Genomic DNA, 22,857 nt, shown 5'->3' with positions numbered 1-22,857 from the left:
CACCACGGCGCGTCGCCGCGCCTAGGCAGTCAACGCTTGGCGACCTCTCGCACTCACAGATTGAATGTGAACAGGCCCTAGGCAGGCCCCAGGTCTGTTCTCAGCAAGGCATCTCCGCACCGCGGCGCGCGTAGTACCACCAGGTGATCAGCATGCAGCTGGCATAGAAGCCCACGAAAATGAACATGGCCATGTCGGGCGCGCCGGTCATGCGAATGGAGGTGCCGAAGCTCTGCGGGATGAAGAAACCGCCATAGGCGCCGATGGCACCGGAGAAGCCCAGCACGGCGGCCGATTCCTTGGCCGCATCCAGGCGCGCCTGCTGCAGGGCAGCTTCGCCTTGGCCTTGGGCGGCGCGTTCACGCTCGGTCTGGAAGATCAGCGGGATCATGCAGAAAGTCGAGCCATTCCCCAGGCCGGTCAGGATGAACATGACGATGAAGGACACCAGGAACAGGACGAAGTGGTGCGTATGCAAGGCTGGCAGGATGCCCAGCAGGATGGCCAGGCCCATGGCCAGGAATACCCACAAGGTCAGGCGCGCACCGCCGATGCGGTCCGACAGCATGCCGCCCAGCGGACGCGCCAGGGCACCGGCCAGGGGGCCGAGGAAGGCGTATTGCGCCACCGCGACCTCGGGGAATTCGGCCTTGATCAGCATCGCAAAGGCCGCCGAGAAACCGATGAAGGAGCCGAAGGTACCCACGTACAGCCAGCACATGAGCCAGTTGTGCTTGCGCTTGAAGATCACCGCCTGGTCGGCCAGCGAGGCGTGCGCCGAGGCGATGTCATTCATGCCGAACCAGGCCGCCAGGGTGGCCGCGACGATGAAGGGTACCCAGATGAACCCGGCATTGGCCAGCCAGAAGGTGCTCTCCACACCGCTCTTGGGATCATGGAAGAGGAAACCCTGACCCGATATCGAGGCCGCGAACACGGCCGAGGAAATCACCATTGGTGTGACGAACTGCACCACCGACACGCCCAGGTTGCCGATACCGGCATTCATGCCGGTGGCGTAACCCTTGCGCGCCTTGGGGAAGAAAAAGCTGATGTTGGCCATGCTGGAACTGAAGTTGCCGCCACCGAGCCCACACAGCAGCGCCAGTCCCAGCAGGGTGGAATAGCTGGTGCTCGGGTCTTGCAGCGCCAGTCCCATGCCGATGGCCGGGATCAGCAGGCTGGCGGTGGAAATGGCAGTCCACTTGCGGCCACCGAAGACCGGTACCAGGAAGGAGTAGAAGATGCGCAGCGTGGCGCCCGAAAGCGCCGGCAAGGCCGTCAGGAAAAACAGCTGGTCCTTGCTGAAATGGAAGCCCGCCTTGTCCAGGTTGGCCGCCACCACGCTCCATAGCATCCAGACCGCGAAGGCCAGCATCAGGCAGGGGATCGAGATCCACAGATTGCGACGGGCGACGGCTTGGCCCTGCTTGTGCCAGAACTCGGGGTTTTCCGGTTCCCAGCGTTGTAATACGTGATTCATGATGAGTCCTTGTCAGAGGAAGGGATCAGTGGGCTTGCGGCGCACTGGAGGTCATCGTCGTCTCGCCACGGAACTGGAAGTGCATCCATACGAGCGAGCAGCAGACCGTGCCGTAAAGCAGCATGAAGCAGGAGCTGCGTACGCCCGTGAGGTCGAGCGCGATGCCAAAGAGGATGGGCAGGATGAATCCGCCCAGCCCGCCGGCCAGGCCGACGACGCCGGAGACGGCGCCGATGTTGCTGCTGTAGTCGTCCGAGATGAACTTGAAGACCGAGGCCTTGCCTACGGCCATGGCCACGCCCACCACGAACAGCAGCACCGTGAACAAAACCGGGTTCAGACCGAGGTGGAAGGTCTGCGGGCCGCTTACGGTCAGGATGGTGAAATCGGTCTGCGGATAGGACAGCAGGAAGAAAGCCACCCAGCAGATCCACATCACCCACCAGGTGACCTTGCTGGCACCGTACTTGTCGGAGAGCCAGCCGCCCATGGCGCGCAGCACACCGCCCGGCAGCGAGAAGCAGGCGGCCAGCAGGGCGGCGTGCTTGATATCGAAACCATATTCGGTGACGTAGTACTTGACCATCCACAGGCTCAGGCCCACGTAGCCGCCGAACACGACCGAGTAATACTGGCAGTAGCGCCAGACCTTGGGCTCCTTGAGCATGCGGACCTGGTCGATGAAGCGGGTATCGGACGCCACCTGGTGGCTGGGATCGGTGGAGGAGCAGAACCAGAAGATCAGCGCCGCTATCAACATCAGGCCGGCATAGACCTGCGGCACCAGGGCCCAGCCGCCAGCGGCGATGAGGGCCGGGGCGATGAACTTGTTGACCGCCGCGCCCGAGTTGCCGGCGCCGAACACGCCCATGGCCAGACCCTGGCGCTCCTTCTTGAACCAGCGCGCCACATAGGGGGTGCCGACCGAGAAGGAGCCACCGGCCAGGCCCACGAACAAGCCCAACACCAGGAAATGCCAGAAGGCGGTGGCATAGGAAATCAGCCAGATCGGCACGATCGTGCAGAGCATCAGGATGAAGAAGACGATGCGGCCGCCGTAGCGGTCCGTCCAGATGCCCAGGGGCACGCGGATGAGTGAACCGGTCAGCACCGGCATGGCGGTGAGCAGGCCGAATTCGGTTTCGTTCAGGTGCAGGGTATTCTTGATGGGAATGCCAATGACCCCGAACATCACCCAGATGGTGAAACAGACGGTAAAGGCCAGCGTACTGGAACCCAGTACGCCATAGGCCCGGCTTTGGTCGGACATGAAGCCTCCTGCGGATGGTGATCGATGCAGTCCAGCTTATCGATCACGGCGGGCAGGCAACATTGGTCCGATGGTGAGGAAGGTGAAGGAAAAAGGAGGAGGGGGGAGGCCGGAAGAACTAGGTCTTCCGGCGGGGCCGGTCAGCCTGCGGCCAGCGTCTGCTGCGCCTTGTCCAGCCAGGTGGAGAGGCTGTCGGTGAGGTCCTTCTGGCTGAAGGAGCAGCTTTCTTCGGTGAAGAGGCTGCCGGCTTCGAGTCGCGCCAGCAGGTCTTCGGCGACCTGGCGATAGCGGGCGGGCAGGGCGTTCATCACCTCTTCCTGCGCGCGCCAGGTGCTGCACAGGGTGGCGATGTCGCCACGCCCTGCGCGCAGGGCGTCCAGGGCATCGCGCATGAGGGGCAGTCGGGAGGCGGCGGGGTGGTTCATCGAGGGCTCCTCTCTCAGGTACGCGCAGCAATGACGAACAGCGCGATCACGCTCAGATAGCCGATGATCCACACCGCCGAACGGGCCGAGGGTTTGTCCGCCAGGTACAGCACCGTGTAGAGGAGGCGGGCGGCGATGAAGACCAGTGCGGCGATGTCGATCTGCCCTTGCGGCGCGCCCACTTGCTGCGCCACCAGCACGGCGGCGGCGAAGAAGGGGAAGGCCTCGAAATGGTTGCGATGTGCATAGTCGGCACGGCGGCGCACGCCGGTCTGCTTGTCCAGCCAGGCGCGCGGTTCGGCATTGTCGAAGTCGCGTCGGCCATACTTGGCCACGGCGATGGTGAGGACCGGCATCAGGCCGGCCACCAGGATGCACCAGTAGGATAGGGTCATGCCTTGCGTCTCCTTGTTGTGAAATCAGAGGTCAGAGGTCCTTGGCAGCGAAGGTGTTGCAGGCGCTGACCTTGCCTTGGGCAATGCCGCGCTTGAACCAGCTCACGCGCTGCGCCGAACTGCCATGGGTGAAGGAATCCGGTACGACCACGCCGCGCGCCTGGCGTTGCAGGGCATCGTCGCCGATGGCCGAGGCGGCATGCAGGGCGTCTTCGATATCGCCTTCTTCGAGAATGTGGCGGGCCTGGTTGGCATGATAGGCCCAGACTCCGGCAAAGCAGTCGGCCTGCAACTCCAGTCGCACCGACATGGCATTGGCCTGCTTCTCGCTGGCATTGCGGCGGGCCGCATCGACCTTGTCGGAAATGCCCATCAGGTGTTGCACGTGGTGCCCCACTTCATGCGCGATCACATAGGCCTGCGCGAAATTGCCGGAGACCTTGAAGCGCTGCTTCATCAGTTCATAGAAAGACAGGTCGATATAGACCTTCTGGTCACCGGGACAGTAGAAGGGACCGGTGGCGGTCTGGCCGGTGCCGCAGGCGGTGGGCGTACTGCCGGAGAAGAGCACCAGCTTGGGCCGCACGTACTGCTTGCCATTGCTGGCGAAGATCTGGCCCCAGGTATCTTCGGTGTCGGCCAGGACGGTGGAGACGAAGCGCGCCATCTGGTCGTTGGGCGAAGGCTTGTGGGAGGGCGCCTGCTGCTGCACCGGCGCTGGCGAGCCACCGCCCGAGAGCAGGTTGAGCATGGTCAGTGGATTGATGCCCAAGAAGTAGGAGGCCACCAGGGCCACCGCAACCGTGCCCAGCCCGATGGAACGTCCGCCGAAGCCAAAGCCGCCGCCCCCGCCGCCATCCTCGCCACGGCGATCTTCCACGTTGTCGCTTTCGCGATTGCCTTCCCATTTCATGATGTGTTCTCCGCTGCTGCACGCTGCAATGCCGGGATTGTAATGGATGGCATGGGCGGCGGCTTGTCCGGCGTTGTCTGACCGGGGCAGGCTGCACTGTCCGATTGCGCCGGATGAGCTGGCGCGGTAGGGTGAGGCGACCGGCTAGCGGGATGTCGGCTTGGCGCTGCCGGCATTCGGTGCCACACTGTGTCACGGCCTGCACCCCTCATCCGCAATGACAACAGCACAGGAGGCGACATGATCATCTGGCTCATTCTTCTCATCGCCAGCGCACTGGCCCTCATGATGATGCGCGCGGGCGCCTGGATCTGGCTGGTGGCCGAGGCTGTCCTGATCTGGCTGGGCGCGCGCCTGGCCGGTATTGAATTGCCGGTGCTGGTGCTGCTGGCCATCCTCTTCTTTACGCCGACGCTGCTGGTGGCCATCAAGTCCGTGCGTCAGTCGCTGATGACGCGCCCGGCACTGGACCTGTTCCGCAAGATCATGCCCGGCATGTCGGCTACCGAGCGCGATGCCATCGAGGCCGGCACCGTCTGGTGGGATGCCGAGCTGTTCTCGGGCAAGCCGGACTGGAAGCGCCTCTTCGAGCTGCCCGCACCGCGCCTGACGCCGGAAGAACAGAGTTTCCTCGACAACGAGGTCGAGCAGTTGTGTGCCATGGTCAGCGACTGGGAGACCAGCGTGAAGACCCAGGACCTACCGCCCGAAGCCTGGCAGTTCATCAAGGACAAGGGTTTTCTGGGCATGATCATTGCGCGTCAATATGGCGGCAAGCAGTTCTCGGCCTATGCGCATTCGCAGGTGGTGATGAAGCTGGCCTCGCGCAGTTCGGCGGCGGCCATCGCGGTGATGGTGCCCAATTCGCTGGGCCCGGCGGAGTTGCTGCTGCATTACGGGACCGAGGCCCAGAAGAATCATTACCTGCCGCGCCTGGCCCAGGGCCTGGAAATTCCCTGCTTCGCGCTGACCAGTCCCTATGCGGGCTCGGATGCGGCGGCCATTCCGGATGTGGGCATCGTCTGCAAGGGCGAGCATGAGGGGCGCGAAACCCTGGGCTTCCGGGTGACCTGGAGCAAGCGCTACATCACCCTGGCACCGATTGCGACCGTGCTGGGCCTGGCCTTCCGCGTGCGTGATCCGGATGGACTGCTGGGCAGCAATGCCGAGCCGGGCATTACCTGCGCCCTGATCCCGACCGCTCATCCGGGCGTGATCACCGGACGTCGCCACTGGCCGCTCAATGCCGTCTTCCAGAACGGGCCGACCGAGGGGCGCGATGTCTTCATTCCGATGCAATGGGTGATCGGCGGTGCCGAGCAGGTCGGACGCGGCTGGCGCATGTTGATGGAATGTCTGGCGGCAGGGCGGGCGATTTCTCTGCCTTCCTCCAGCGTCGGCTTCTCCAAGCTGGCCGTGCGCGGTACCAGTGCCTACACCGCCATGCGACGCCAGTTCAAGATCGAGATCGGCAAGTTCGAAGGCGTGCAGGAAGCCCTGGCGCGCATGGGCGGGCATCTCTACATGATGGATGCCACGCGCCGCTTGTCGGCACTGGCGGTGGATGCCGGCGAGAAGCCTTCGGTCATCTCGGCCATTTCCAAGTACCACGTCACCGAGCGCGGGCGCATGGTGGTCAATGACGGCATGGACGTGATCGGCGGCAAGGGCATCTGCATGGGGCCGGGCAATTTCCTGGCGCGGGTGTACCAGCAGGTGCCCATTGCCATCACGGTGGAGGGCGCCAATATCCTGACGCGCTGCCTGATCATCTTCGGCCAGGGCGCCCTCCGTTGTCATCCCTATGTGTTGCAGGAACTGGCCACCGCTGCTGACGAGGACCGCGAACGCGCCGTGCAGGAATTTGACCGGCTGCTCTTCGCCCACCTTTCCTTCGTCGCGGCCAATGCGGCGCGCAGCTTCGTGGGCGGCATCAGCCGTGGCTGGCTGCTGCCTTCCTCAAGTCATGCGACAGGCGCCACGCGAAGCTACTTCCGCGCGGTGGTGCATCTGTCCTCGGCCTTTGCGTTGCTCACCGATGTGAGCATGGGCGTACTGGGCGGCACCCTCAAGTTCCGTGAACGGATGTCGGCACGGCTGGGCGATGTGGTCTCGCAGCTCTATCTCGTCTCTGCGGTACTCAAACGCTTCGAGGACGAGGGCCGGCAGGAGGAGGATCTGCTCTACGTGGACTGGTCGGTGCAGGATGCGCTGCATCGCGCCCAGGAAGCCATCATCGAGGTCTTGCACAACTTCCCCAATCCGGTCATCGCGCTGCTCTTGCGGGTGCTGATCTTCCCGCTTGGCCGGCCCTACCGCCAGCCCTCGGACGTGCTGGGCACACGCGTGGCCAAGGCCATGCAGACGCCGGGCGAGAGCCGCAACCGGCTGGTGGCCGATGCCTATGTCCCGCGCGATGGTGACCCGCTGGCCTGCGGCGAGAAAGCCTTCATGCTCACGCCGGTGGTGCAGCAACTGGAGCATAGGCTCAAGGCCGACATCAAGGAGGGCAAGCTGCCGCCGATGCCGCAGAGCCTGCTGGAAGTCCCGGCCTGGAGTGCGCTGGCGCTGGAACGCCAGCTGATCTCGCAGCAGGAGAAGGACGCGCTTGATGCCTTTGCCCGCTATGGCGACCAGAGCGTGCAGGTCGATGACTTCGGCGCAGATTTCGATCGCGCGGAGATTGTGGCGCAACTGCGTTCATGAGGAGATGAAGGTTTGCGTTATCCTGCCGGTTCCCGCGTATTCCACAGGATCAACCATGACCCCGCAGCCTCGCATCTACCTGGCCGGCCCCGATGTCTTCCAGCGCGATTATGCGCAGCACAAACTGCAGATCAAGCGGTGGTGCGCCGAACTCGGGCTGGTCGCCCTGTGCCCCGGTGACGACGAGGTCAGCGGCGACAGTAAGGCCGAGGTGGCGCGCCGCATCTACCAGATCAATGTGGCCCTGATCGACTCCGCCGATTACGTCGTGGCCAATGTCTGCGATTTTCGCGGGCACGAACCCGACTCGGGCACGGTCTTCGAGATCGGATACGCCGTCGGGCGCGGCAAGAAGGTGTGGTGCTACAACACGCCGGCGCAGGACCTGCTGCATCAGGTGCCGCAAGCCGAACCGGGTTACTGCCGCGCAGGCATGCTGATCGAGGATTTCGGACTGCCGCGCAATCTCATGCTGGCGCATGCCGCCGAACTGGTGCAGGACGGTCTGCACGCCTGCCTGCAACGGGTGGCGCGCTGGCACGGCGGCCAGCGCTGATGCTTCATTGCGGGCTCAGGCGTCCCATCAGGTAGAACTCTTCATTGGGCCGCATGCTGGTCACGTTGGCCAGCCGGTTTGACATGCCGAAGAAGGCCGCGATGGCGGCCATGTCCCAGGCGTCTTCCTCTTCCCAGCCATGCGCCTTGAGCGTGGCGAAATCCTCATCATTCACAGCCCAGGCGCTGGCCGAGACCTTCATGGCGAACTCCAGCATGGCCTTCTGTCGCGCGCTGATGTCGGCCTTGCGGTAGTTGATGGCGACCTGGTCGGCCAGCAGCGGATCTTTGGCGCGGATGCGCAGGATCGCCCCATGGGCCACGACACAATACTGGCACTGGTTGGCGTTGCTGGTGGCCACCACGATCATCTCGCGCTCGGCCTTGGTGAGCCCGCCGGGTTTGTCCATCAAGGCATCGTGATAGGCGAAGAAGGCGCGGAATTCATCCGGCCGATGCGCCAGTACCAGAAACACGTTGGGGATGAATCCGGACTTTTCCTGCACGGCCAGGATGCGGCTGCGGATATCCTCCGGCAGCGTATGAAGATCGGGGATGGGGAAGCGGCCAATGGGCGCATTGGGGGTGGTGGCTTGGGGCATGCGTGTCTCCTTGTTCATTTGTTGTGGGTGTGATGTCAAGACCTTAGCACTTCTGGCCCGCAGCTAATGTCGCCGGACTGACGGTGAAGCTTTTTGCTTCATATTGCCCTCAGAATACTATTTGAAAATATTATTAAGATATATCTTGAAATGCAGATGATTAAGATATATCTTGGCTATATCGATCGACACGCAGCGTGCGTCAGTCGCTGCATTGGCAACCTGACAAGAAGGAAACACCATGTTCAAGCATTTATTTCATCAACCCGGCCAACCCGGCCACGGCCCCAAGCACCAGCGTCACGACCGTGGGCATCATGGCGGCGGCCTGTTCGAAGACGGCGAGCCGCGCGGTCCGCGTGGCCATCATGGCCCCGGCGGCCGTGAAGGCGGCGGACGCGGCGCGCGCATGTTCGAGCAGGGCGCCTTGCGCATCGTGATGCTGCATCTGCTGCAGGAAAAGCCGCGCCACGGCTACGACATCATCAAGGCCATCGAGCAACTGGTGGGCGGTGGCTACAGCCCCAGCCCTGGCGTGATCTACCCGACCCTGACCCTGCTGGAAGAAATGGGCCATGCCTCGGTGCAGGGCGAGGAAGGCGGCAAGAAGCTCTACACCCTCAGCGCCGAGGGCCGAGCCTATCTGGAAGAACAGGAAAACGCCGAGCTGCTGCAGCAGGTGCTGCGCAAGTTCGAGCTGCGCCGCCAGGAACGTCCCGACGCCGATTCGCCCGAACTGCGCCGCGCCGTGCAGAACTTCCGCATGGCCCTGCATACGCGCCTGGCCAAGGGCAAGCTGGCCAAGGAAGAACTGCATGCCATCATCGACATCATCGACCGCGCCGCCGTGGCGGTGGAACGGGTCTGAGCCGGCGGGTTCAGAATTTGGAAAGGAACTTCATATGAGAGAGCATCGCTACCGCATCACCCTTGAGCACCTGGCTACGGCCTCGGAGGGACAGCCCTTGCACGCACCCCTGAGTTTCGAGGCGGGCAACCATGACGATCTCTTCACTATCGTCTCCCGCCTGCGTGGCAACGGGCAATTCGACAGTGACACCAGCGCGCAGCTGGCGCTGGGCTTGAAGCTGTTCGGGGAAGTGATCCTCAAGAACCGCAAGCATCCGCTGTTCGAGGAGATCGGCCCAGCCTTGCGCGACTTCATCATGAAGCTGAAGTCGCAGGGCAAGGCCGCCGACGCAGCGCAGGGCGAACCTGCCGCCGAATAAGAGTCAACAGGCACGCCTGCGGGCCTGCTGCTTACTGATTGGCCGGCGCAATCATCTCCGCATAGTCATACAGCGCAGCGAGGATGTCCTGGGTGCGTTCGTCATCCGCCTCTTCCTGCAACTGGTCGATCTGCTCGAACAGCTGCGCGACGGTGCGTGCACCACCGGCACCCTCGAACAGGCGTGCGGCACGGTGTTCTTCCCAGTGCTGTGCTTCCTCGGGACTCAAGGTCTCGGGGAAGTTGCGGGCGCGATAGCGGAACAGGATTTCATTCAATCGCCTGTCATCGAAGGCCACGCTGGCACCAGTCAGTGCCTGCCCCGGCAGGGCGCGCAGCTGCGTGAGCTGGCGGCGGTCAGCGTTGCCGATGAAACCGCCGTACAAATCTTCATCCACGTCCACCGGCCCTTCCTGCTCGCGCTGGTAGACCTCGCGCCACAGCGGACTCAAATCGGGCAGGGCGGCGGCCTTTTCGGCGTGGCGCAGGGCCGCGTCCACATCGATGTTCAATTGGCCGGCGCGCTCGGCGGAGAGCGTCTTGAGACTACCCACCACCATCGGCGACTTGTTCAGGTGAATGCTCTTGACCGGCAGTCGGGTCATGCCCTCCGGCAGTTCATCACGCCGGGTGAACATGCGTTCGCGCACCGTGGCCGCATCCATGCCCGCCAGTTCGCCGGGGTCGTGACCGAGATCCCAGGCGATCACTTCATTCTTGTTGGTCGGGTGCATGCCCAGCGGCCACATCAGGGCCAGGCAGCCATTGGCCACGGGGAACATGCCCGACACATGCAGGAAGGGTCTGGCCGCCGGCAAGCCGATTTCGGCAGCTGCCTTGTCCTTCTTGTGCAAGGCCAGGGCGAAGTCGAACAGGCGCGGGTTGTGCTGGCGGATCAGGCGCGCCAGCGCGATGGTGGCGCGCACATCGGAGAGTGCGTCGTGTGCGGCGTCGTGGGCCAGGCCATTGGCCTTGGAGAGGTGCTCCAGCTTGAAGCTGACGCTGCCGTCTTCCTTGGTTGGCCACTGGATGCCCTCCGGGCGCAGCGCATAGGTCAGTCGCACCACGTCCAGCAAATCCCAGCGGCCGCAGCCGTTGGCCCATTCGCGGGCATAGGGATCGATCAGGTTGCGCCAGAACATGAAGCGTGTGACTTCATCATCGAAACGAATGGTGTTGTAACCCACGCCGATGGTGCCGGGTTCTCCGAGCGCCTGCTCGATGCGGGCCGCAAATTCGTGTTCGGCCATGCCGTGTTCCAGACAGTGCTGCGGCGTGATGCCGGTGATCAGGCAGGATACCGGGTCGGGCAGGTAGTCCGGGGCCGGCTTGCAGTAGATCATGATGGGTTCGCCGATCTCGTTGAGCTCGGCATCGGTACGCACGGCGGCAAACTGCGCAGGCCGGTCGCGGCGCGGCACGGCGCCAAAGGTTTCGTAGTCGTGCCAGAGGAAGGTGTGATTGGACATCGCAGCGGGCTTCTGAGGGAATCGCGCGATTATAGAGCCTTGTGTCGCCCTTGCCAGCATGCAGAGCGGCAGGGCGCGGGACGAAGTCGGATTCTTGCGAGGCGCCGCAGCGCCACAGCGGCCGTTACCGGCCCGGGCTCATTTCTCCGGGGCGGCAGGCGTGGCGGGGGCCAGCGGTACCATCGGCGCTATCGGCGCGGCGTCGCGCTGCAAGACCTTGCGCAGGGCATCCTGTAACGTGCCGCTGCGCATGGGCGCATTGCCACCGGCGTACTCGATGTTGTCGATGACCCAGCCGCGGGCATCACGGGCCAGCATGAGCTTGTCGGTCCATTTGACCGGGGATTGCAGTTTGGCGTCGCTGAAGATCAGCTCCACGGCACAAGTGGCCTCGCGCTCCTGCGCTTCGCAGCGGACCACCCGGAAGGTGGAGGCACCATTCGGATTGCCCGTCAACAAATCCCCTTGCACCAGCGGCGGCAAGGGCTCGGCATCAGGATCGGCCGCCTGCTCGGCTGTCGACTGCGCCACGCGGGCCTCCTGGGCCACCGAGACATCCTTCAACAGGTCGAACAGCGGCACCGACAGGAAACGGCGGAAGGTAATCAGTTCCCTGAGCGTCAGCGCGCCCGAGGGACGGTTCGAGGCATGGGTCTGGTAGAACTCCGTGACCAGTTCCTTGGCCTTGCCCTCTTCATTGGCCGAGCAGGCTGCAAGCAGCAGGCTGGTGGCGACCATGAGTGTCTTACCGATCCGCTTCAATCCGATTCTCCCTGGGCCAGGCACAGGATGGCGCTGGCGTGTTGTTTCGTGGTGCTATGGTCATTTTGCTATTTTTGGCGTGCCCTTGCACAGTCAGCCAGGCGGGCGCAAGCCTCCCAGCATGCCAGAGCCATATCTTAAGCGTCCGGTCGCAACAGGAAGGCCGGGAACACATTGCCAAAAGGCCGCCAATTCCGCCGCCGGGGTGCGACGGCGAGCCGCCTCGGCTCATTGGGCCTGGTCGATGGCGTCGTTGAGGTTGTCGCTGAGGTATTCGCGCTGGGAGGACTGGTCGTTGCCGATGAACTCGATATCGTCGATGCGCCACTGGTGTTCCTGGCGCACCAGCAGGATCTTGTCGTTCCAGGACTCGTCGGCACCCTCGTTCTGGTAGCGGAAGGCGACCTGGCAGGAGGCGCGGTCGGTATCGCTGTCGCAGGACTGCACTTCAAAGGAGGTGGCGCCTTCGTAGAGCGAGGTGAACAGGTCGCCCTCGATGAGGGGCGCGGCCTGCGGGCCGGCCACGCTGTGATAGCGCACGTCGGCGGCTTCGGCCCGGGTCAGCAGGGCGTAGAGGGCGCGGCTGACCAGCGGCTCGAACTGCTTGAGTTCCTCGGCCGAGGGCAGGCCGGGGGCACGGTTCTTGAGGTGGATACGATAGAAGCTGCCGATCACCTCGGCTTGCTGCCGTTCGTCACCGCTGAAGTTGTTGCAGCCGGACAGGGCCAGCAGCATGCCCAGTGCACAGGCGCCGGCGCGCAGATGGCGTGGGGTGAGTAAGCGGAGCAGTGTGGTCATTCTGGTGTTCCTGCGCACGGTGCAGACCGGCGCTGTTGTCATGGCGGCGCATCATCGGTATGCGGCCTGCGGGGGCGGCTCTTTGGGCCGGCCCCCGGGCCTGCCCCTTAGTCAAGGGCAGGCCGGAAAACGTTCCGCAGCACCGGGTCGGGTGGCGCAGCGGGTATCCGGTGGGCGATGGGCGCGCCCGGCGCGCACCGGTCTTACGCGGATTCGGTCAGCAGTGCGAAGTGCTCCACCTGCGGGGCACCGGCGAAGAAGGGGCCGACGATGCCGCGCCATTCGGTGAAGGCGGGCGATTCACGGAAATCCACGGTATGGTTTTCCAGGGTGGCCCAGTACACCATGAGCAGGTAGCGCTCGGGCGATTCGATGCCTTTTTGGACCTTGTGGCCGAGATAGCCACGGGCCTTGCTGATGGTTTGCGCCAGGCCGCGCTGGATGGCTTCGTCGAATTCTGCTTGCTTGCCGGGTTGGATGCGGATGTCCGCCAGTTCCAGGATCATGTGGGTCTCCAGTGCATAGTCGAGGGATGCCCGAGAACGGCCATCTACGAGGCCGGCCGGGCGCTCGATTATTACATGTTCGTCCGATGCCGGCTTTCAATGGAATCGTGCCATGAATGAAAAGCTTTCATTGGACGGGGAGGCTCCCTTTTTCCAGCTTCTGGGCCATGTCTTCCAGGGTGATCTCGATGGCGCGCGTGCTGATCATGATTTCCCACAGCGACACCAGCAATGACAGCACCAGCAGCATCAGGCTCAGGCCGAACAGCACCTCGGCCCAGTGATTGCGATCCACGAAGATCAGGTACATCGAGATGGCGCACATGATGAAGCTGGACACGCCCAGGGCCTGCATGTAGCGGGTCAGCACGATGCGTTTGCGCAGATTGAGGATCTGCCGGATCACCAGCCCGCGTTCATCGTTCTGTCCCTGGTGCTGCAGGTTGCGGATCAGCTGCGCCAGCACCAGGAAGCGGTTGGTATAGGCCAGCAGCAACAGCGAGGTCGCGGGGAACAGCAGGGCAGGGGTGGTGAGGTTGATCATCGACATGGCAGGGAACAATCGGGGACGTGATTCTAACCGCTCCCGAGGCGCAAGAAACATGCCCGGGAAAGGTCGCCGGCGTTTGCGCAAACGGGCGATCTGTTTTGGGGCGTCAGGGTGGTGCAGGCGCGCTTTTTGCACCGCCGGGCAGCAGCGCGCCGGGGCGGCCGAAATCTTTTACGGATTTATTTTTGCGGGGCAGCGCCGCAGCAATTGTTATTTGTGCGGTCGCTCAATACACTAGCCCCCGTTCCACATCCACGTACAAATCAAAACAAATCCACAACGAAAGGGATCTCCATGTCGGGTTCGTATTTCCCCCAATGGCGGCTGCGCCAAAGCACCAACGACGGCCAGGGGGCCGTGATCGCCGCCGATGAGCGGCTGCCTGCACCGCAGACGCTGGCCATGGGCGTGCAGCACGTGGTGGCCATGTTCGGCTCGACCGTGCTGGCCCCGCTGCTCATGGGCTTCGATCCCAACCTGGCGATCCTGATGTCGGGCATCGGCACCCTGCTGTTCTTCCTGATGGTCGGCGGTCGGGTGCCGAGCTACCTGGGGTCGAGCTTTTCCTTCATCGGACTGGTCATCGCCGTGACCGGTTATGCCGGCTCCGGTCCCAACGCCAACCTCGGCGTGGCGCTGGGCGGCATCATCGCCTGCGGTGCGGTCTATGCCGTGATCGGGCTGATCGTCTCGGGCGTGGGCACGCGCTGGATCGAATCCCTGATGCCCCCGGTAGTGACCGGTGCGGTGGTGGCGGTGATCGGCCTGAACCTGGCCCCCATCGCCGTCAAGGGCGTCTCCGGCAGCAGTTTCGACAGCTGGATGGCGCTGGCCACCATCCTCTGCGTGGGCTTCGTGGCAGTCTTTACGCGCGGCATGCTGCAGCGCCTGTTGATCCTCATCGGCCTGCTGCTGGCCTATGTGCTCTACGCGGTACTGACCAACGGCATGGGCCTGGGCAAGCCGATCGACTTTTCCACCGTGGCCAATGCTGCCTGGTTCGGTCTGCCGCACTTTGCCGCACCGGTCTTCCAGGGCAGCGCCATGGCATTGCTGGCACCGGTGGCCATCATCCTGGTGGCCGAGAACCTGGGTCACATCAAGGCCGTCTCGGCCATGACCGGCCAGAACCTGGACCGCTACATCGGTCGCGCCTTCATCGGCGACGGCCTGGCCACCATGCTCTCGGGCAGCGTGGGCGGCACCGGCGTGACCACCTATGCCGAGAATATCGGCGTGATGGCCGTCACCAAGATCTATTCCACCCTGGTCTTCGTGGTGGCGGCGGTGATCGCCATCCTGCTGGGCTTCTCGCCCAAGTTCGGCGCGGTCATCCTGACCATTCCTGGCGCGGTGCTGGGCGGCGTGTCGATCGTGGTGTTCGGTCTCATCACCGTATCGGGCGCCCGCATCTGGGTCGAGAACAAGGTCGATTTCTCCAACAATACCAACCTGATCGTGGCCGCCGTCACGCTGGTGCTGGGCGCAGGCGACTTCACCCTGAAGATGGGCGGCTTCGCCCTGGGCGGCATCGGCACCGCTACCTTCGGTGCCATCATCCTGCACGCCCTGCTCAAGCGTCGCGGATGATTCCATCCTGACAAGGCGTTCATGCAGCACACCGGGGCTGGTCATGGTGACCGGCCCTTTTTGTTCTACCATGAGGTGAGGAAAGTGAAGATTTCCGTTGAGCAATCCTCGACGGCTGTCTATACTTTGTCGCGTTGCAGCGCAGCGCTGCCGCCACGGCCCCGGGGAAGGGCCGGTCGGGGGCGCATCTCGGCGCTGCCTGTCGCGGGCCTGGCCCGCCTTTCAGGGGAACCACCGCATGAAATCCGCCCTCCGCCTGCCAGCGCTGCTGTGCATCGCCCTGCCGTTGCTGTCGGCCTGTGACGCCGTGGCCGGCAAGAAGGATTACGCCTATTTCCGCAAGAACATCGAGGAGGCCAAGTCGGTCTCCGACCAGTGCCAGTTGAATGGCACCTCCGGCATGAACGAAGACCAGATCCGGGTCTGCGGTGCGGCCCGCGAGGCCTGGGGCAACCGCAACTTCAACTACTGAGCCGGGGCGGCCGTGCACGGGGCGTCACGGCCCTGTCACAAATCTGTCAAAGACGGTCGCTAGAATGCGGGGTCTCATGCCTTCCGCCCATTCCTGACCTGGCCGCTCATGCACAATCCGCCGGACACCCCGCAAGCACTGCACCTGCTCTACGAACCGGCCGGATTCATCTGCGCCTTCCGATTCGAGGAGGGCCGGGCACGCCAGATGAACTGGAATGAAGTGGTCGACTATCACCCCAGCGCACCGGATTTCGCCTGGCTGCACGTCAAGACCGCCGATGTGAAGATCCAGCAATGGATGGCGCATCACAGCGACATTCCCGAGTACATCACCGAATTCCTGCTCAGCAGCGACACCCATCCGGGCCTGCACGCCACGCCCGAGGGGGTGTATGGCACGCTGACCGATATGAAGATGGAGATCGGCGACACCGGGACCGAAAAGGGGGCACTGCATTTCTATCTGGACCGTACCCGCTTGTTGACCTTGCGCACCCAGCCGCTTCTGTCGACCAACCTGCTGCGTCAGAAGGTGCTGGACGGCGGTGACTTCGACAATCCCATGGACCTGTTCGCCGAGCTGCTGCGCTGTCTGGCCGATGGCTTCAATGCACGTCTGGACAAGCTCAATGACAAGGTGGACGACATCGAATTCTCGGTGCTCTCGGATCGCCGTTCCGAAGACCGCGCCGAGCTCTCCGGCATCCGCCGCCAACTGGCCGAGCTGCGTCGCTTCATCGCACCGGAGCGCCGCATCCTGGCCCAGTTTCAGCGCCTGCGTCCAGGCTGGGTGCCGCGCGAGGCACTGGAAGACCTGACCCATGCTCTGGATGAACTCAACGAACTGCACTCCACCGTGGAGGCTGTCTATGAACGCGCCAAGCTGCTGCAGGAAGAGATCGCCTCGCAGATGTCGGAGCAGATGAACCGCAACCTGATGGCGCTGTCGGTCCTGACGGCGCTCTTGATGCCGGCCACGCTGGTGTCGGGGATCTTCGGGATGAACGTGGCAGGTTTGCCGGGCCTGCATGATGAGACCTCGTTCTGGATCGTGATGGGCGCCATGGGCGGCCTCGGTGTGGCCACCGTGGCCTTCCTCAAGTGGATGAAGATATTCTGAGTGTCCCGCGCTCAGTGGAGCTGAGTGGCGCTTGGTGGCAGTCAGTCGCGGGTGGCCATGGCTTCTTCGCTCTCGCGGATCAGCTGGTCGATGTCCAGATTGTCCACCGCCTCCACCTTCAGTGACAGCGGGCGCCACAGCGAATACAGCCACAGCCCGATGCAGCACAGGGTGCCCAGGAAGAGCGTGATGAAGGCCGAGAGGAACAGGCCGATGAAGGGCGAGGCGATCAGGCCGTCATAACCGATCAGGTGCTTGCCATCCCAGGTGATGGTTTGTGCGCCGAACAGCGAGAGCACACCCATCAGCGTTGAAAACGGCACCAGCGAGAAGCTGGTACCGAGGGCCAGCAGTTTGTAGATGGATGACATCGACAAGCGCTGGATCTTGATCTGCTCGAACATGAGTTCCCCTAGCTCTGCCGGTGACCCTGGCCACCCGGCTGCGCCATCCCGTTGGCGCGGACGACTGGCGCGCTGCCGCCCGCGTGGCCTTGCGGCCGTCTTCCCCTGATTGTGCTTACTTGCCCCAGCTGTCCTTGAGCGTGACGGCCCGGTTGAAGATCGGCTGGCCCCCGATCGAATCGACGCGGTCGGCCACGAAGTAGCCGTGGCGTTCGAACTGGTAGATGTCGCCGGGTTGGGCGGTCTTCAGGGTCGGCTCCAGGTAGGCGGTGATGACTTCCTTGGAGTTCGGATTCAAGGCCGCCAGGAAATCCTTGCCGCCGGCATCCGGATGCGGGTCCGAGAACAGGCGGTCGTACAGGCGCACTTCGGTGGCCAGGGCGTGTTCGGCGCTGACCCAGTGCAGGTTGCCCTTGACCTTGTAGTTGGAACTGCCTTCGGTGCCGCTCTTGCTGTCTTCGAAGTAGTTGCAGTGCACGGCGATGACGTTGCCGTGTTCATCCTTGTCGCAGCCGGTGCATTCGACCACGTAGCCGTAGCGCAGGCGCACCTTGTTGCCGGGGAAGAGGCGGAAATAACCCTTGGTCGGTTCTTCCATGAAGTCTTCGCGCTCGATCCACAGTTCGCGGGTGATGGGGAAGTGGCGGTGCGCGGTGTCGTGTTCCGGATGCGCGGGCGGATAGACCGGAGCGCTGCAATCGATGGACACGCCTTCGGGGAAGTTGTCGATGATCAGTTTCAAGGGACGCAGCACGGCTACCGCGCGCGGTGCCTTGGGATCAAGGTCTTCGCGCAGCGCGCCTTCGAGCACGCTGAAGTCGATCCAGCTGTTGTTCTTGGAGGCGCCGGTGCGGTCGCACATCAGACGGATCGCCTCGGGCGTGTAGCCACGGCGACGCAGGCCGACGATGGTGGGCATGCGCGGGTCGTCCCAGCCGGAGACGATCTTTTCATCCACCAGCTGGCGCAGCTTGCGCTTGCTGGTGATGATGTAGGTCAGATTGAGGCGCGCGAATTCATATTGATGCGGCAGCGGCTTCTTGAAGAAGCCTTCCTCGGCCAGGTGTTCCAGCAGCCAGTCATAGAACGGGCGCTGGTCTTCGAATTCCAGGGTGCAGATGGAGTGCGAGATGTTTTCCAGCGCATCTTCGATCGGGTGCGCGAAGGTGTACATCGGATAGACGCGCCACTTGTCGCCGGTATTGTGGTGGGTGGCATGGCGGATGCGGTAGATGGCCGGATCGCGCAGATTCATGTTGGGGCTGGCCATGTCGATCTTGGCACGCAGGATCATGGAGCCATCCGGATGCTTGCCGTCGCGCATTTCCTCGAACAGGCGCAGCGATTCTTCCACCGGGCGGTCGCGCCACGGCGAGTCCTTGCCGGGTTCGGTCAGGGTGCCGCGGTTCTCGCGCATCTGTTCGGCGTTCTGCTCGTCCACGTAGGCCAGGCCCTTGCGGATGAGCGCCTGGGCGCAGGCGTACATGACGTCGAAATAGTTGCTGGCGTAGTACAGGTGCGACTTGCCTTCATGCTCCCAGGAGAAGCCCAGCCACTTGACCGAGTCCAGGATGGTGTCGACGTATTCCTGTTCTTCCTTCTCGGGGTTGGTATCGTCGAAACGCATGTGGCAGCGGCCGGCATAGTCTGCCGCCAGGCCGAAGTTCAGGCAGATCGACTTGGCGTGGCCGATGTGCAGGTAGCCGTTGGGCTCGGGCGGAAAACGGGTCACCACCTGCGGCAGGGCCTGGCCATCCTGGCTGCTGCGCTGGGCATAGGTGCCCGAGACCAGGTCGGATTCGATGATGCCGCGCAGGAAATTGGTGGAGGGGGCAGGGGGATGACCGTTTTTCAGTTCGTTGCTCATGAGATGAATCGGGAGGAATGCCTGTTTATTCAGATGGCAGGCATTCTACCGCAGCTACCCAGGTTCCACGGGCTTTGCCGCCGTTGCGGCAGGTTTTTTTGCCCGTCGACAACGCGCCTTGGAGGCGATATGAAGGTTTTTACCTGTTCTTGTTACACAAGATACGCCCATGTATTACCTGTGAGGGGGCGCGGCTGGCACTCTGCCAGCGTGGCCAGGCATCAGCCGGGCGCAGTGAACAAAAACGCCAAAACACAAGGAGTGCATCATGAGCCGTTGGATCAAGCTGATCGTCGCCGCCGCCGTGGCCGCTGCCACGTTGTCGGCCTGCGTGGTGGTGCCGGTGGGCCCGCCGCAGCCGCATTACTACCGTCCTTATTACGGCCCCGGGTATTACTACGGACGCTGATGGTTGAGCCAGGAGCGGCTACATCTGCCTGAACAGATAGGCGAACAGGCGGCTGACCGCCAGTTTTTCCGGGCGGTCGCGCAACTGCACGAAGAGCTTGCCGCTCTCTTCCCGCACCGCCGCCTGAATCTGCCGGACCTGCACCACGGTGCCGCGATGGATCTGCCAGAACTGGCGGGCATCGAGTTGCGGGATCAATTCCCGCAGGCTGGACCGGATCAGCGCGCTCCCCTCGGCGCTGACCACATTGACGTATTTGTCGGTGGCCTCGAAATAGATCACTTCGTCTACCGGGATCAACTTCACCTTGTTGCCGACTGCGGCGCGGATGTAGTCCAGTCGCGGCGGTGTCGGCTCGGCCACTGGCGCGGCCAGGGCACGCAGTTGCGCCAGGGCGCTTTCCAGCTGGCTATCCTGGTCGCTGGCGGCGCGCCGGGCCAGCAAGCCTTGCAGGCGCGCGACCGTGAGCGCCAGGCGCTCCTGACTGACCGGTTTGAGCAAATAATCGATGGCGGCGCGCTCGAAGGCTTGCAGGGCGTAATCGTCGTAGGCCGTGACGAAGACGATGAGCGGGAAGGGACGCCCCGCCGGCCACTCCTCGGCCAAGTCGCCGGCCACCTCCAATCCGCTGCGACCGGGCATCCTGATATCCAGGAACAGCACATCCGGCAGCAGTGCCAGCGCCCGCTCGAGCGCTTCGTCCCCATTGGCCGCCAGATGCGGTGCCGGCAGTTCCGGCCAGCAGCGCGCCAGGGCCTGGCGCAGTGCGTTGGCCAGCAGGGGTTCGTCTTCGGCGATCAGGGCAGTGGGATGGGCCATATCGGACTCCGACAAAAACGGCAGGGGACTCAGCGATCCAGCAGGCGGCTGCTCTTGCTGCTGCGGTGGGCCGCCTTGAGGGCCTTGAGCGGGATGGTGATCTGCGCCATTGCGCCGGCCGGCACGTTGTGGGTGATGATGAGTTCGGCCAGTGGCCCGTAGAGCGTGGCCAGGCGCTCGCGGATGTTGTCCAGCCCGAAGTGCATGCCGATCACCGGTTCCTTCTGCGCCGGCGGCTGGTTCAGGCTGATGCTGGTGGGCAGGCCCACGCCGGTGTCGAGCACGCTCAGCACCAGCATGTCGTTGTGGACTGCCGCGCGCACGGTGCAGTTGCCGCCTTCCACCTTGGGTTCCAGGCCATGCTTGATGGCGTTCTCCACCAGCGGCTGCAGCAGCATCGGCGCCAGGCGCAGGCGGCCCAGGTGTTCCGGCAGCTGCAGGGTATAGGTCAGGCGCAGACCCATGCGCAGCGACATCAATCCCAGGTAGGCCTTGATGAGGTCGAATTCCTTTTGCAGTGAAGTGCTGTCGGCGCGTGAAGCCGACAAGGTCGTGCGCAGGTATTGGACCAGCTGGTTCAACATCAGCTCGGCCTGCAACGGGTCGGTGCTGATGAGCGATTGCAGCGTGGCCAGCGTGTTGAAGAGCATGTGCGGCTCGATCTGGGCCTGCAGCATCTGCAATTGCGCCTGCACGGCCTGCTTTTCGACCTGGCTGGCGTGGGCTTGCAGGGCGGCCATCTTCTGGCGGTTCCAGAAGAAGACGGTGGCGCCGAAGCAGACCAGGAAGGTCAGCACCATCACCGCGATGATGTTGTCGCTGTGCTCCGGTACCAGGCTCAGGATGGGCTGGTCCAGCAATACGCTGGCCAGCAGGCGTCCCAGCAGCACCGCCAGCGGGGCCATGACCGCGATGATCGCCAGAAAGCCCAGCTTGTTGGGCTCGCCATCGCCCCAGATGGCCAGGCGCGTGCCGTTGATGAGCAGCATGGCCAGCAGGCCGATGCACATCGACACTTGCAGGTTTTCATAGAAGCTGCCGCCGATGCGCATCAGGTAGGTCACGGCCAGTGCACACAGCAGGTTGATCACCAGCGTGGGCAGCAGGGACAGCGCCAGCTCGCGCAGCAGGACGGTCAGGCGGGGCGGGATCGATGTATCGTGTCGGGTCATGCAGTTTTCGGTGATGAGGCAAACAAGCTGCCCGGCGCACCGGGCCTGTCAACGTCGGCGTAGTTCACGGGCGATCATCGCCTGTTTCCAGCCGGCGGGAAAGCGCCCGAATACGCGCAAGGCGTGGAATAGTACCCCGATTCCCCAGCCAAGGAGAGGCCCCAGGCTCCACCAGTGGGCGCGCGGCCCCATGAGGTCGAGCAGCATCAGCGCTGCATTGACGCTCAGGTAGATGCCCAGGTGGTAGAAAAAGCCGACCTGGCGTGCCACGCGGCGCTCGGCGCGGGCGTAGTCGCAGGGGGTGGCGCCCGGGGCGCAAGTCTTGTCGCCGGGCAGGGGGGAGGGAGCAGTCTCGTGCATGATGGCCTCGCAGCAGGTGGATCAAGGATGCGGCAAGAATGCACCGTCGCGGCGCCGCCGGCGAGCACCTTGCGACCAAGGGCAGGTTGGCTGGCCTGAAGTGCTTGTGGCACGGCGTGAACTGCTCTACCTTATGCGCCGATTACCTTGCCCCTTTTTGCAAGGCCCACCCTCGGAGAACATCATGTGGCCCTATCCTCGCATCCTCGCCCATCGTGGCGGCGGCACCCTGGCGCCGGAAAACACCCTGGCCGGTTTCCGCTGCGGCCTGGAACACGGCTATCGCGCCGTCGAATTCGACGTCATGCTGACCCGCGACGACCTCCCCATCCTGATGCACGATCCGCAGCGCGGGCGCACCCTGCCCGGCGAGGGCAAGATCGCCGAGAGCGACTGGGCCCAATTGCGCGACCTCGACGCCGGCGCCTGGCTGGATGCGCGTTTTGCCGGTGAACGGATCTGCACGCTGGAGCAGGGACTGGATTTCTGCCTGGCCGAGGGAATCTGGATGAACGTCGAGATCAAGCCCGCCGCTGCGGAGCTGGCACGCCGTACCGGCGAACTGACCGCCCAGGCGGTGGCACGGCGCTTCGCCGGCAAGAGCGGGGCGGCGCTGCCGGTCTTGTCCTCGTTCTCCTTCGAGGCCCTGCTGGCAGCCAAGGAAGTGGCACCAGCCTTGCCACGCGCTTATCTGGTGGATGTGATTGCCGAGGACTGGCAGGCGCGTCTGCAACAACTGCAGGCAGTGGCGCTGCACACCAATCACAAGCACCTCACCCCGGCGCTGGCTGCCGCCGTCAAAGCGGCCGGTGTCGGGCTGTTCTGCTACACCGTCAACGACATGGCGCGCGCCGAGGAAATCCGCCAGTGGGGCGTGGATGCCTTCTGCACCGACCGCATCGATCTGATCGCAGCCGACGCCTGGTAGGCCGGTAGAGTTGGCAATGGCAACATCATGTCCACATCGTTCACTTCGCGCC

25 protein-coding genes are annotated in these 22,857 nt (G+C 63.7%); 9 read left to right on the top strand and 16 right to left on the bottom strand.

Features of this window, described 5'->3' with window-relative positions:
• Window positions 1–100: 100 nt before the first annotated feature.
• The 5 genes from ACODSZ_RS16285 to ypfJ all read right to left on the bottom strand — a co-directional run bounded on the left by ACODSZ_RS16285 (window position 101) and on the right by ypfJ (window position 4,486).
• Window positions 101–1,483 carry a NarK family nitrate/nitrite MFS transporter gene (locus ACODSZ_RS16285; RefSeq protein ID WP_488928054.1) on the bottom strand — a complete coding sequence of 461 codons (1,383 nt, stop codon included), beginning with the start codon at window positions 1,481–1,483 and terminating at the stop codon, window positions 101–103.
• A 25-nt stretch (window positions 1,484–1,508) separates the two neighbouring features.
• Window positions 1,509–2,753 (bottom strand): MFS transporter, encoded by a 1,245-nt coding sequence (locus tag ACODSZ_RS16280; RefSeq protein WP_488928053.1) that lies wholly within the window; start codon window positions 2,751–2,753, stop codon window positions 1,509–1,511.
• Window positions 2,754–2,893: 140 nt separating this feature from the next.
• On the bottom strand, window positions 2,894–3,178 hold the full coding sequence (locus ACODSZ_RS16275; protein ID WP_488928052.1) for a hypothetical protein: 285 nt from the start codon (window positions 3,176–3,178) through the stop codon (window positions 2,894–2,896).
• A 14-nt stretch (window positions 3,179–3,192) separates the two neighbouring features.
• A complete protein-coding gene (locus ACODSZ_RS16270; RefSeq protein WP_488928051.1) occupies window positions 3,193–3,573 on the bottom strand; it encodes an MAPEG family protein in 381 nt (126 codons plus the stop codon).
• A 31-nt stretch (window positions 3,574–3,604) separates the two neighbouring features.
• Window positions 3,605–4,486, bottom strand: coding sequence for a KPN_02809 family neutral zinc metallopeptidase (gene ypfJ / locus ACODSZ_RS16265; protein WP_175344052.1), 882 nt, complete (start codon window positions 4,484–4,486; stop codon window positions 3,605–3,607).
• Window positions 4,487–4,726: 240 nt separating this feature from the next.
• Between ypfJ and ACODSZ_RS16260 the strand changes: the two genes are divergently transcribed.
• Both ACODSZ_RS16260 and ACODSZ_RS16255 read left to right on the top strand, forming a co-directional pair.
• Window positions 4,727–7,192 (top strand): acyl-CoA dehydrogenase, encoded by a 2,466-nt coding sequence (locus ACODSZ_RS16260; protein ID WP_488928050.1) that lies wholly within the window; start codon window positions 4,727–4,729, stop codon window positions 7,190–7,192.
• Window positions 7,193–7,247: 55 nt separating this feature from the next.
• Window positions 7,248–7,748 carry a nucleoside 2-deoxyribosyltransferase gene (locus tag ACODSZ_RS16255; RefSeq protein WP_175344050.1) on the top strand — a complete coding sequence of 167 codons (501 nt, stop codon included), beginning with the start codon at window positions 7,248–7,250 and terminating at the stop codon, window positions 7,746–7,748.
• A 4-nt stretch (window positions 7,749–7,752) separates the two neighbouring features.
• Here ACODSZ_RS16255 and ACODSZ_RS16250 read toward each other — a convergent pair whose 3' ends face one another.
• On the bottom strand, window positions 7,753–8,349 hold the full coding sequence (locus ACODSZ_RS16250) for a peroxidase-related enzyme (protein WP_175344049.1): 597 nt from the start codon (window positions 8,347–8,349) through the stop codon (window positions 7,753–7,755).
• Window positions 8,350–8,590: 241 nt separating this feature from the next.
• Here ACODSZ_RS16250 and ACODSZ_RS16245 point away from each other — a divergent pair, with 241 nt between their 5' ends.
• Both ACODSZ_RS16245 and ACODSZ_RS16240 read left to right on the top strand, forming a co-directional pair.
• Window positions 8,591–9,217, top strand: coding sequence for a PadR family transcriptional regulator (locus ACODSZ_RS16245; protein ID WP_175344048.1), 627 nt, complete (start codon window positions 8,591–8,593; stop codon window positions 9,215–9,217).
• A 34-nt stretch (window positions 9,218–9,251) separates the two neighbouring features.
• Window positions 9,252–9,578 carry a DUF3861 domain-containing protein gene (locus ACODSZ_RS16240; protein WP_488928049.1) on the top strand — a complete coding sequence of 109 codons (327 nt, stop codon included), beginning with the start codon at window positions 9,252–9,254 and terminating at the stop codon, window positions 9,576–9,578.
• Between the two features lie 31 nt (window positions 9,579–9,609).
• On the opposite strand, the gene sbcB is transcribed toward ACODSZ_RS16240, so the two are convergent.
• The 5 genes from sbcB to ACODSZ_RS16215 form a co-directional block, all read right to left on the bottom strand.
• Window positions 9,610–11,046 (bottom strand): exodeoxyribonuclease I, encoded by a 1,437-nt coding sequence (gene sbcB, locus ACODSZ_RS16235; RefSeq protein WP_488928048.1) that lies wholly within the window; start codon window positions 11,044–11,046, stop codon window positions 9,610–9,612.
• Window positions 11,047–11,184: 138 nt separating this feature from the next.
• Window positions 11,185–11,784: a YqhG/Tai3 family protein gene (locus ACODSZ_RS16230; RefSeq protein WP_488928047.1), complete on the bottom strand. Its 600-nt coding sequence runs from the start codon at window positions 11,782–11,784 to the stop codon at window positions 11,185–11,187.
• 252 nt (window positions 11,785–12,036) lie between these two features.
• The gene (locus tag ACODSZ_RS16225; RefSeq protein WP_488928046.1) at window positions 12,037–12,606 is read right to left on the bottom strand and encodes a YqhG/Tai3 family protein; all 570 of its coding nucleotides are present in this window, start codon (window positions 12,604–12,606) and stop codon (window positions 12,037–12,039) included.
• 203 nt (window positions 12,607–12,809) lie between these two features.
• Window positions 12,810–13,112, bottom strand: a complete 303-nt coding sequence (locus tag ACODSZ_RS16220) for an antibiotic biosynthesis monooxygenase family protein (protein ID WP_008331444.1) — start codon at window positions 13,110–13,112, stop codon at window positions 12,810–12,812.
• A gap of 127 nt (window positions 13,113–13,239) precedes the next feature.
• Window positions 13,240–13,656: a DUF2721 domain-containing protein gene (locus ACODSZ_RS16215; protein WP_008331443.1), complete on the bottom strand. Its 417-nt coding sequence runs from the start codon at window positions 13,654–13,656 to the stop codon at window positions 13,240–13,242.
• Window positions 13,657–13,956: 300 nt separating this feature from the next.
• Between ACODSZ_RS16215 and ACODSZ_RS16210 the strand changes: the two genes are divergently transcribed.
• The 3 genes from ACODSZ_RS16210 to ACODSZ_RS16200 all read left to right on the top strand — a co-directional run bounded on the left by ACODSZ_RS16210 (window position 13,957) and on the right by ACODSZ_RS16200 (window position 16,846).
• Window positions 13,957–15,252 (top strand): solute carrier family 23 protein, encoded by a 1,296-nt coding sequence (locus ACODSZ_RS16210; RefSeq protein WP_008331439.1) that lies wholly within the window; start codon window positions 13,957–13,959, stop codon window positions 15,250–15,252.
• Between the two features lie 238 nt (window positions 15,253–15,490).
• Entirely contained in the window at window positions 15,491–15,724 is a 234-nt protein-coding gene (locus tag ACODSZ_RS16205; RefSeq protein ID WP_008331436.1) for a hypothetical protein, read from the top strand.
• A gap of 108 nt (window positions 15,725–15,832) precedes the next feature.
• Window positions 15,833–16,846, top strand: coding sequence for a transporter (locus ACODSZ_RS16200; RefSeq protein WP_175344042.1), 1,014 nt, complete (start codon window positions 15,833–15,835; stop codon window positions 16,844–16,846).
• Between the two features lie 41 nt (window positions 16,847–16,887).
• On the opposite strand, the gene ACODSZ_RS16195 is transcribed toward ACODSZ_RS16200, so the two are convergent.
• Window positions 16,888–17,250 (bottom strand): hypothetical protein, encoded by a 363-nt coding sequence (locus ACODSZ_RS16195; protein ID WP_008331434.1) that lies wholly within the window; start codon window positions 17,248–17,250, stop codon window positions 16,888–16,890.
• 115 nt (window positions 17,251–17,365) lie between these two features.
• Complete coding sequence (locus ACODSZ_RS16190; RefSeq protein ID WP_488928045.1) at window positions 17,366–19,117, bottom strand: glutamine--tRNA ligase/YqeY domain fusion protein; 1,752 nt, start codon at window positions 19,115–19,117, stop codon at window positions 17,366–17,368.
• 268 nt (window positions 19,118–19,385) lie between these two features.
• Here ACODSZ_RS16190 and ACODSZ_RS16185 point away from each other — a divergent pair, with 268 nt between their 5' ends.
• The gene (locus tag ACODSZ_RS16185; RefSeq protein ID WP_008331432.1) at window positions 19,386–19,526 is read left to right on the top strand and encodes a hypothetical protein; all 141 of its coding nucleotides are present in this window, start codon (window positions 19,386–19,388) and stop codon (window positions 19,524–19,526) included.
• Window positions 19,527–19,544: 18 nt separating this feature from the next.
• Here ACODSZ_RS16185 and ACODSZ_RS16180 read toward each other — a convergent pair whose 3' ends face one another.
• From ACODSZ_RS16180 to ACODSZ_RS16170, 3 genes are read right to left on the bottom strand one after another with little or no spacing between them, the layout of a single operon-like run.
• A complete protein-coding gene (locus ACODSZ_RS16180; protein WP_175344040.1) occupies window positions 19,545–20,345 on the bottom strand; it encodes a LytR/AlgR family response regulator transcription factor in 801 nt (266 codons plus the stop codon).
• A 29-nt stretch (window positions 20,346–20,374) separates the two neighbouring features.
• Window positions 20,375–21,517: a sensor histidine kinase gene (locus tag ACODSZ_RS16175; RefSeq protein WP_008331430.1), complete on the bottom strand. Its 1,143-nt coding sequence runs from the start codon at window positions 21,515–21,517 to the stop codon at window positions 20,375–20,377.
• 48 nt (window positions 21,518–21,565) lie between these two features.
• Window positions 21,566–21,877 (bottom strand): 2TM domain-containing protein, encoded by a 312-nt coding sequence (locus tag ACODSZ_RS16170; protein ID WP_008331429.1) that lies wholly within the window; start codon window positions 21,875–21,877, stop codon window positions 21,566–21,568.
• A gap of 184 nt (window positions 21,878–22,061) precedes the next feature.
• Here ACODSZ_RS16170 and ugpQ point away from each other — a divergent pair, with 184 nt between their 5' ends.
• Window positions 22,062–22,805: a glycerophosphodiester phosphodiesterase gene (gene ugpQ / locus ACODSZ_RS16165; protein ID WP_488928044.1), complete on the top strand. Its 744-nt coding sequence runs from the start codon at window positions 22,062–22,064 to the stop codon at window positions 22,803–22,805.
• Window positions 22,806–22,857: the final 52 nt, after the last annotated feature.

This window comes from Herbaspirillum sp. FG34 (assembly GCF_057809315.1).
The sequence above is the reverse complement of the archived record's forward strand: the minus strand, read 5'-3'. Positions and strand labels throughout refer to the sequence as shown.

What these genes read in the sequence shown, in the direction of transcription:
- ACODSZ_RS16285 (WP_488928054.1), bottom strand. Translation starts at nt 1,483, where the DNA reads ATGAATCACGTATTACAACGCTGGGAACCGGAAAACCCCGAGTTCTGG.
- ACODSZ_RS16280 (WP_488928053.1), bottom strand. Translation starts at nt 2,753, where the DNA reads ATGTCCGACCAAAGCCGGGCCTATGGCGTACTGGGTTCCAGTACGCTG.
- ACODSZ_RS16275 (WP_488928052.1), bottom strand. Translation starts at nt 3,178, where the DNA reads ATGAACCACCCCGCCGCCTCCCGACTGCCCCTCATGCGCGATGCCCTG.
- ACODSZ_RS16270 (WP_488928051.1), bottom strand. Translation starts at nt 3,573, where the DNA reads ATGACCCTATCCTACTGGTGCATCCTGGTGGCCGGCCTGATGCCGGTC.
- ypfJ (WP_175344052.1), bottom strand. Translation starts at nt 4,486, where the DNA reads ATGAAATGGGAAGGCAATCGCGAAAGCGACAACGTGGAAGATCGCCGT.
- ACODSZ_RS16260 (WP_488928050.1), top strand. Translation starts at nt 4,727, where the DNA reads ATGATCATCTGGCTCATTCTTCTCATCGCCAGCGCACTGGCCCTCATG.
- ACODSZ_RS16255 (WP_175344050.1), top strand. Translation starts at nt 7,248, where the DNA reads ATGACCCCGCAGCCTCGCATCTACCTGGCCGGCCCCGATGTCTTCCAG.
- ACODSZ_RS16250 (WP_175344049.1), bottom strand. Translation starts at nt 8,349, where the DNA reads ATGCCCCAAGCCACCACCCCCAATGCGCCCATTGGCCGCTTCCCCATC.
- ACODSZ_RS16245 (WP_175344048.1), top strand. Translation starts at nt 8,591, where the DNA reads ATGTTCAAGCATTTATTTCATCAACCCGGCCAACCCGGCCACGGCCCC.
- ACODSZ_RS16240 (WP_488928049.1), top strand. Translation starts at nt 9,252, where the DNA reads ATGAGAGAGCATCGCTACCGCATCACCCTTGAGCACCTGGCTACGGCC.
- sbcB (WP_488928048.1), bottom strand. Translation starts at nt 11,046, where the DNA reads ATGTCCAATCACACCTTCCTCTGGCACGACTACGAAACCTTTGGCGCC.
- ACODSZ_RS16230 (WP_488928047.1), bottom strand. Translation starts at nt 11,784, where the DNA reads ATGGTCGCCACCAGCCTGCTGCTTGCAGCCTGCTCGGCCAATGAAGAG.
- ACODSZ_RS16225 (WP_488928046.1), bottom strand. Translation starts at nt 12,606, where the DNA reads ATGACCACACTGCTCCGCTTACTCACCCCACGCCATCTGCGCGCCGGC.
- ACODSZ_RS16220 (WP_008331444.1), bottom strand. Translation starts at nt 13,112, where the DNA reads ATGATCCTGGAACTGGCGGACATCCGCATCCAACCCGGCAAGCAAGCA.
- ACODSZ_RS16215 (WP_008331443.1), bottom strand. Translation starts at nt 13,656, where the DNA reads ATGATCAACCTCACCACCCCTGCCCTGCTGTTCCCCGCGACCTCGCTG.
- ACODSZ_RS16210 (WP_008331439.1), top strand. Translation starts at nt 13,957, where the DNA reads ATGTCGGGTTCGTATTTCCCCCAATGGCGGCTGCGCCAAAGCACCAAC.
- ACODSZ_RS16205 (WP_008331436.1), top strand. Translation starts at nt 15,491, where the DNA reads ATGAAATCCGCCCTCCGCCTGCCAGCGCTGCTGTGCATCGCCCTGCCG.
- ACODSZ_RS16200 (WP_175344042.1), top strand. Translation starts at nt 15,833, where the DNA reads ATGCACAATCCGCCGGACACCCCGCAAGCACTGCACCTGCTCTACGAA.
- ACODSZ_RS16195 (WP_008331434.1), bottom strand. Translation starts at nt 17,250, where the DNA reads ATGTTCGAGCAGATCAAGATCCAGCGCTTGTCGATGTCATCCATCTAC.
- ACODSZ_RS16190 (WP_488928045.1), bottom strand. Translation starts at nt 19,117, where the DNA reads ATGAGCAACGAACTGAAAAACGGTCATCCCCCTGCCCCCTCCACCAAT.
- ACODSZ_RS16185 (WP_008331432.1), top strand. Translation starts at nt 19,386, where the DNA reads ATGAGCCGTTGGATCAAGCTGATCGTCGCCGCCGCCGTGGCCGCTGCC.
- ACODSZ_RS16180 (WP_175344040.1), bottom strand. Translation starts at nt 20,345, where the DNA reads ATGGCCCATCCCACTGCCCTGATCGCCGAAGACGAACCCCTGCTGGCC.
- ACODSZ_RS16175 (WP_008331430.1), bottom strand. Translation starts at nt 21,517, where the DNA reads ATGACCCGACACGATACATCGATCCCGCCCCGCCTGACCGTCCTGCTG.
- ACODSZ_RS16170 (WP_008331429.1), bottom strand. Translation starts at nt 21,877, where the DNA reads ATGCACGAGACTGCTCCCTCCCCCCTGCCCGGCGACAAGACTTGCGCC.
- ugpQ (WP_488928044.1), top strand. Translation starts at nt 22,062, where the DNA reads ATGTGGCCCTATCCTCGCATCCTCGCCCATCGTGGCGGCGGCACCCTG.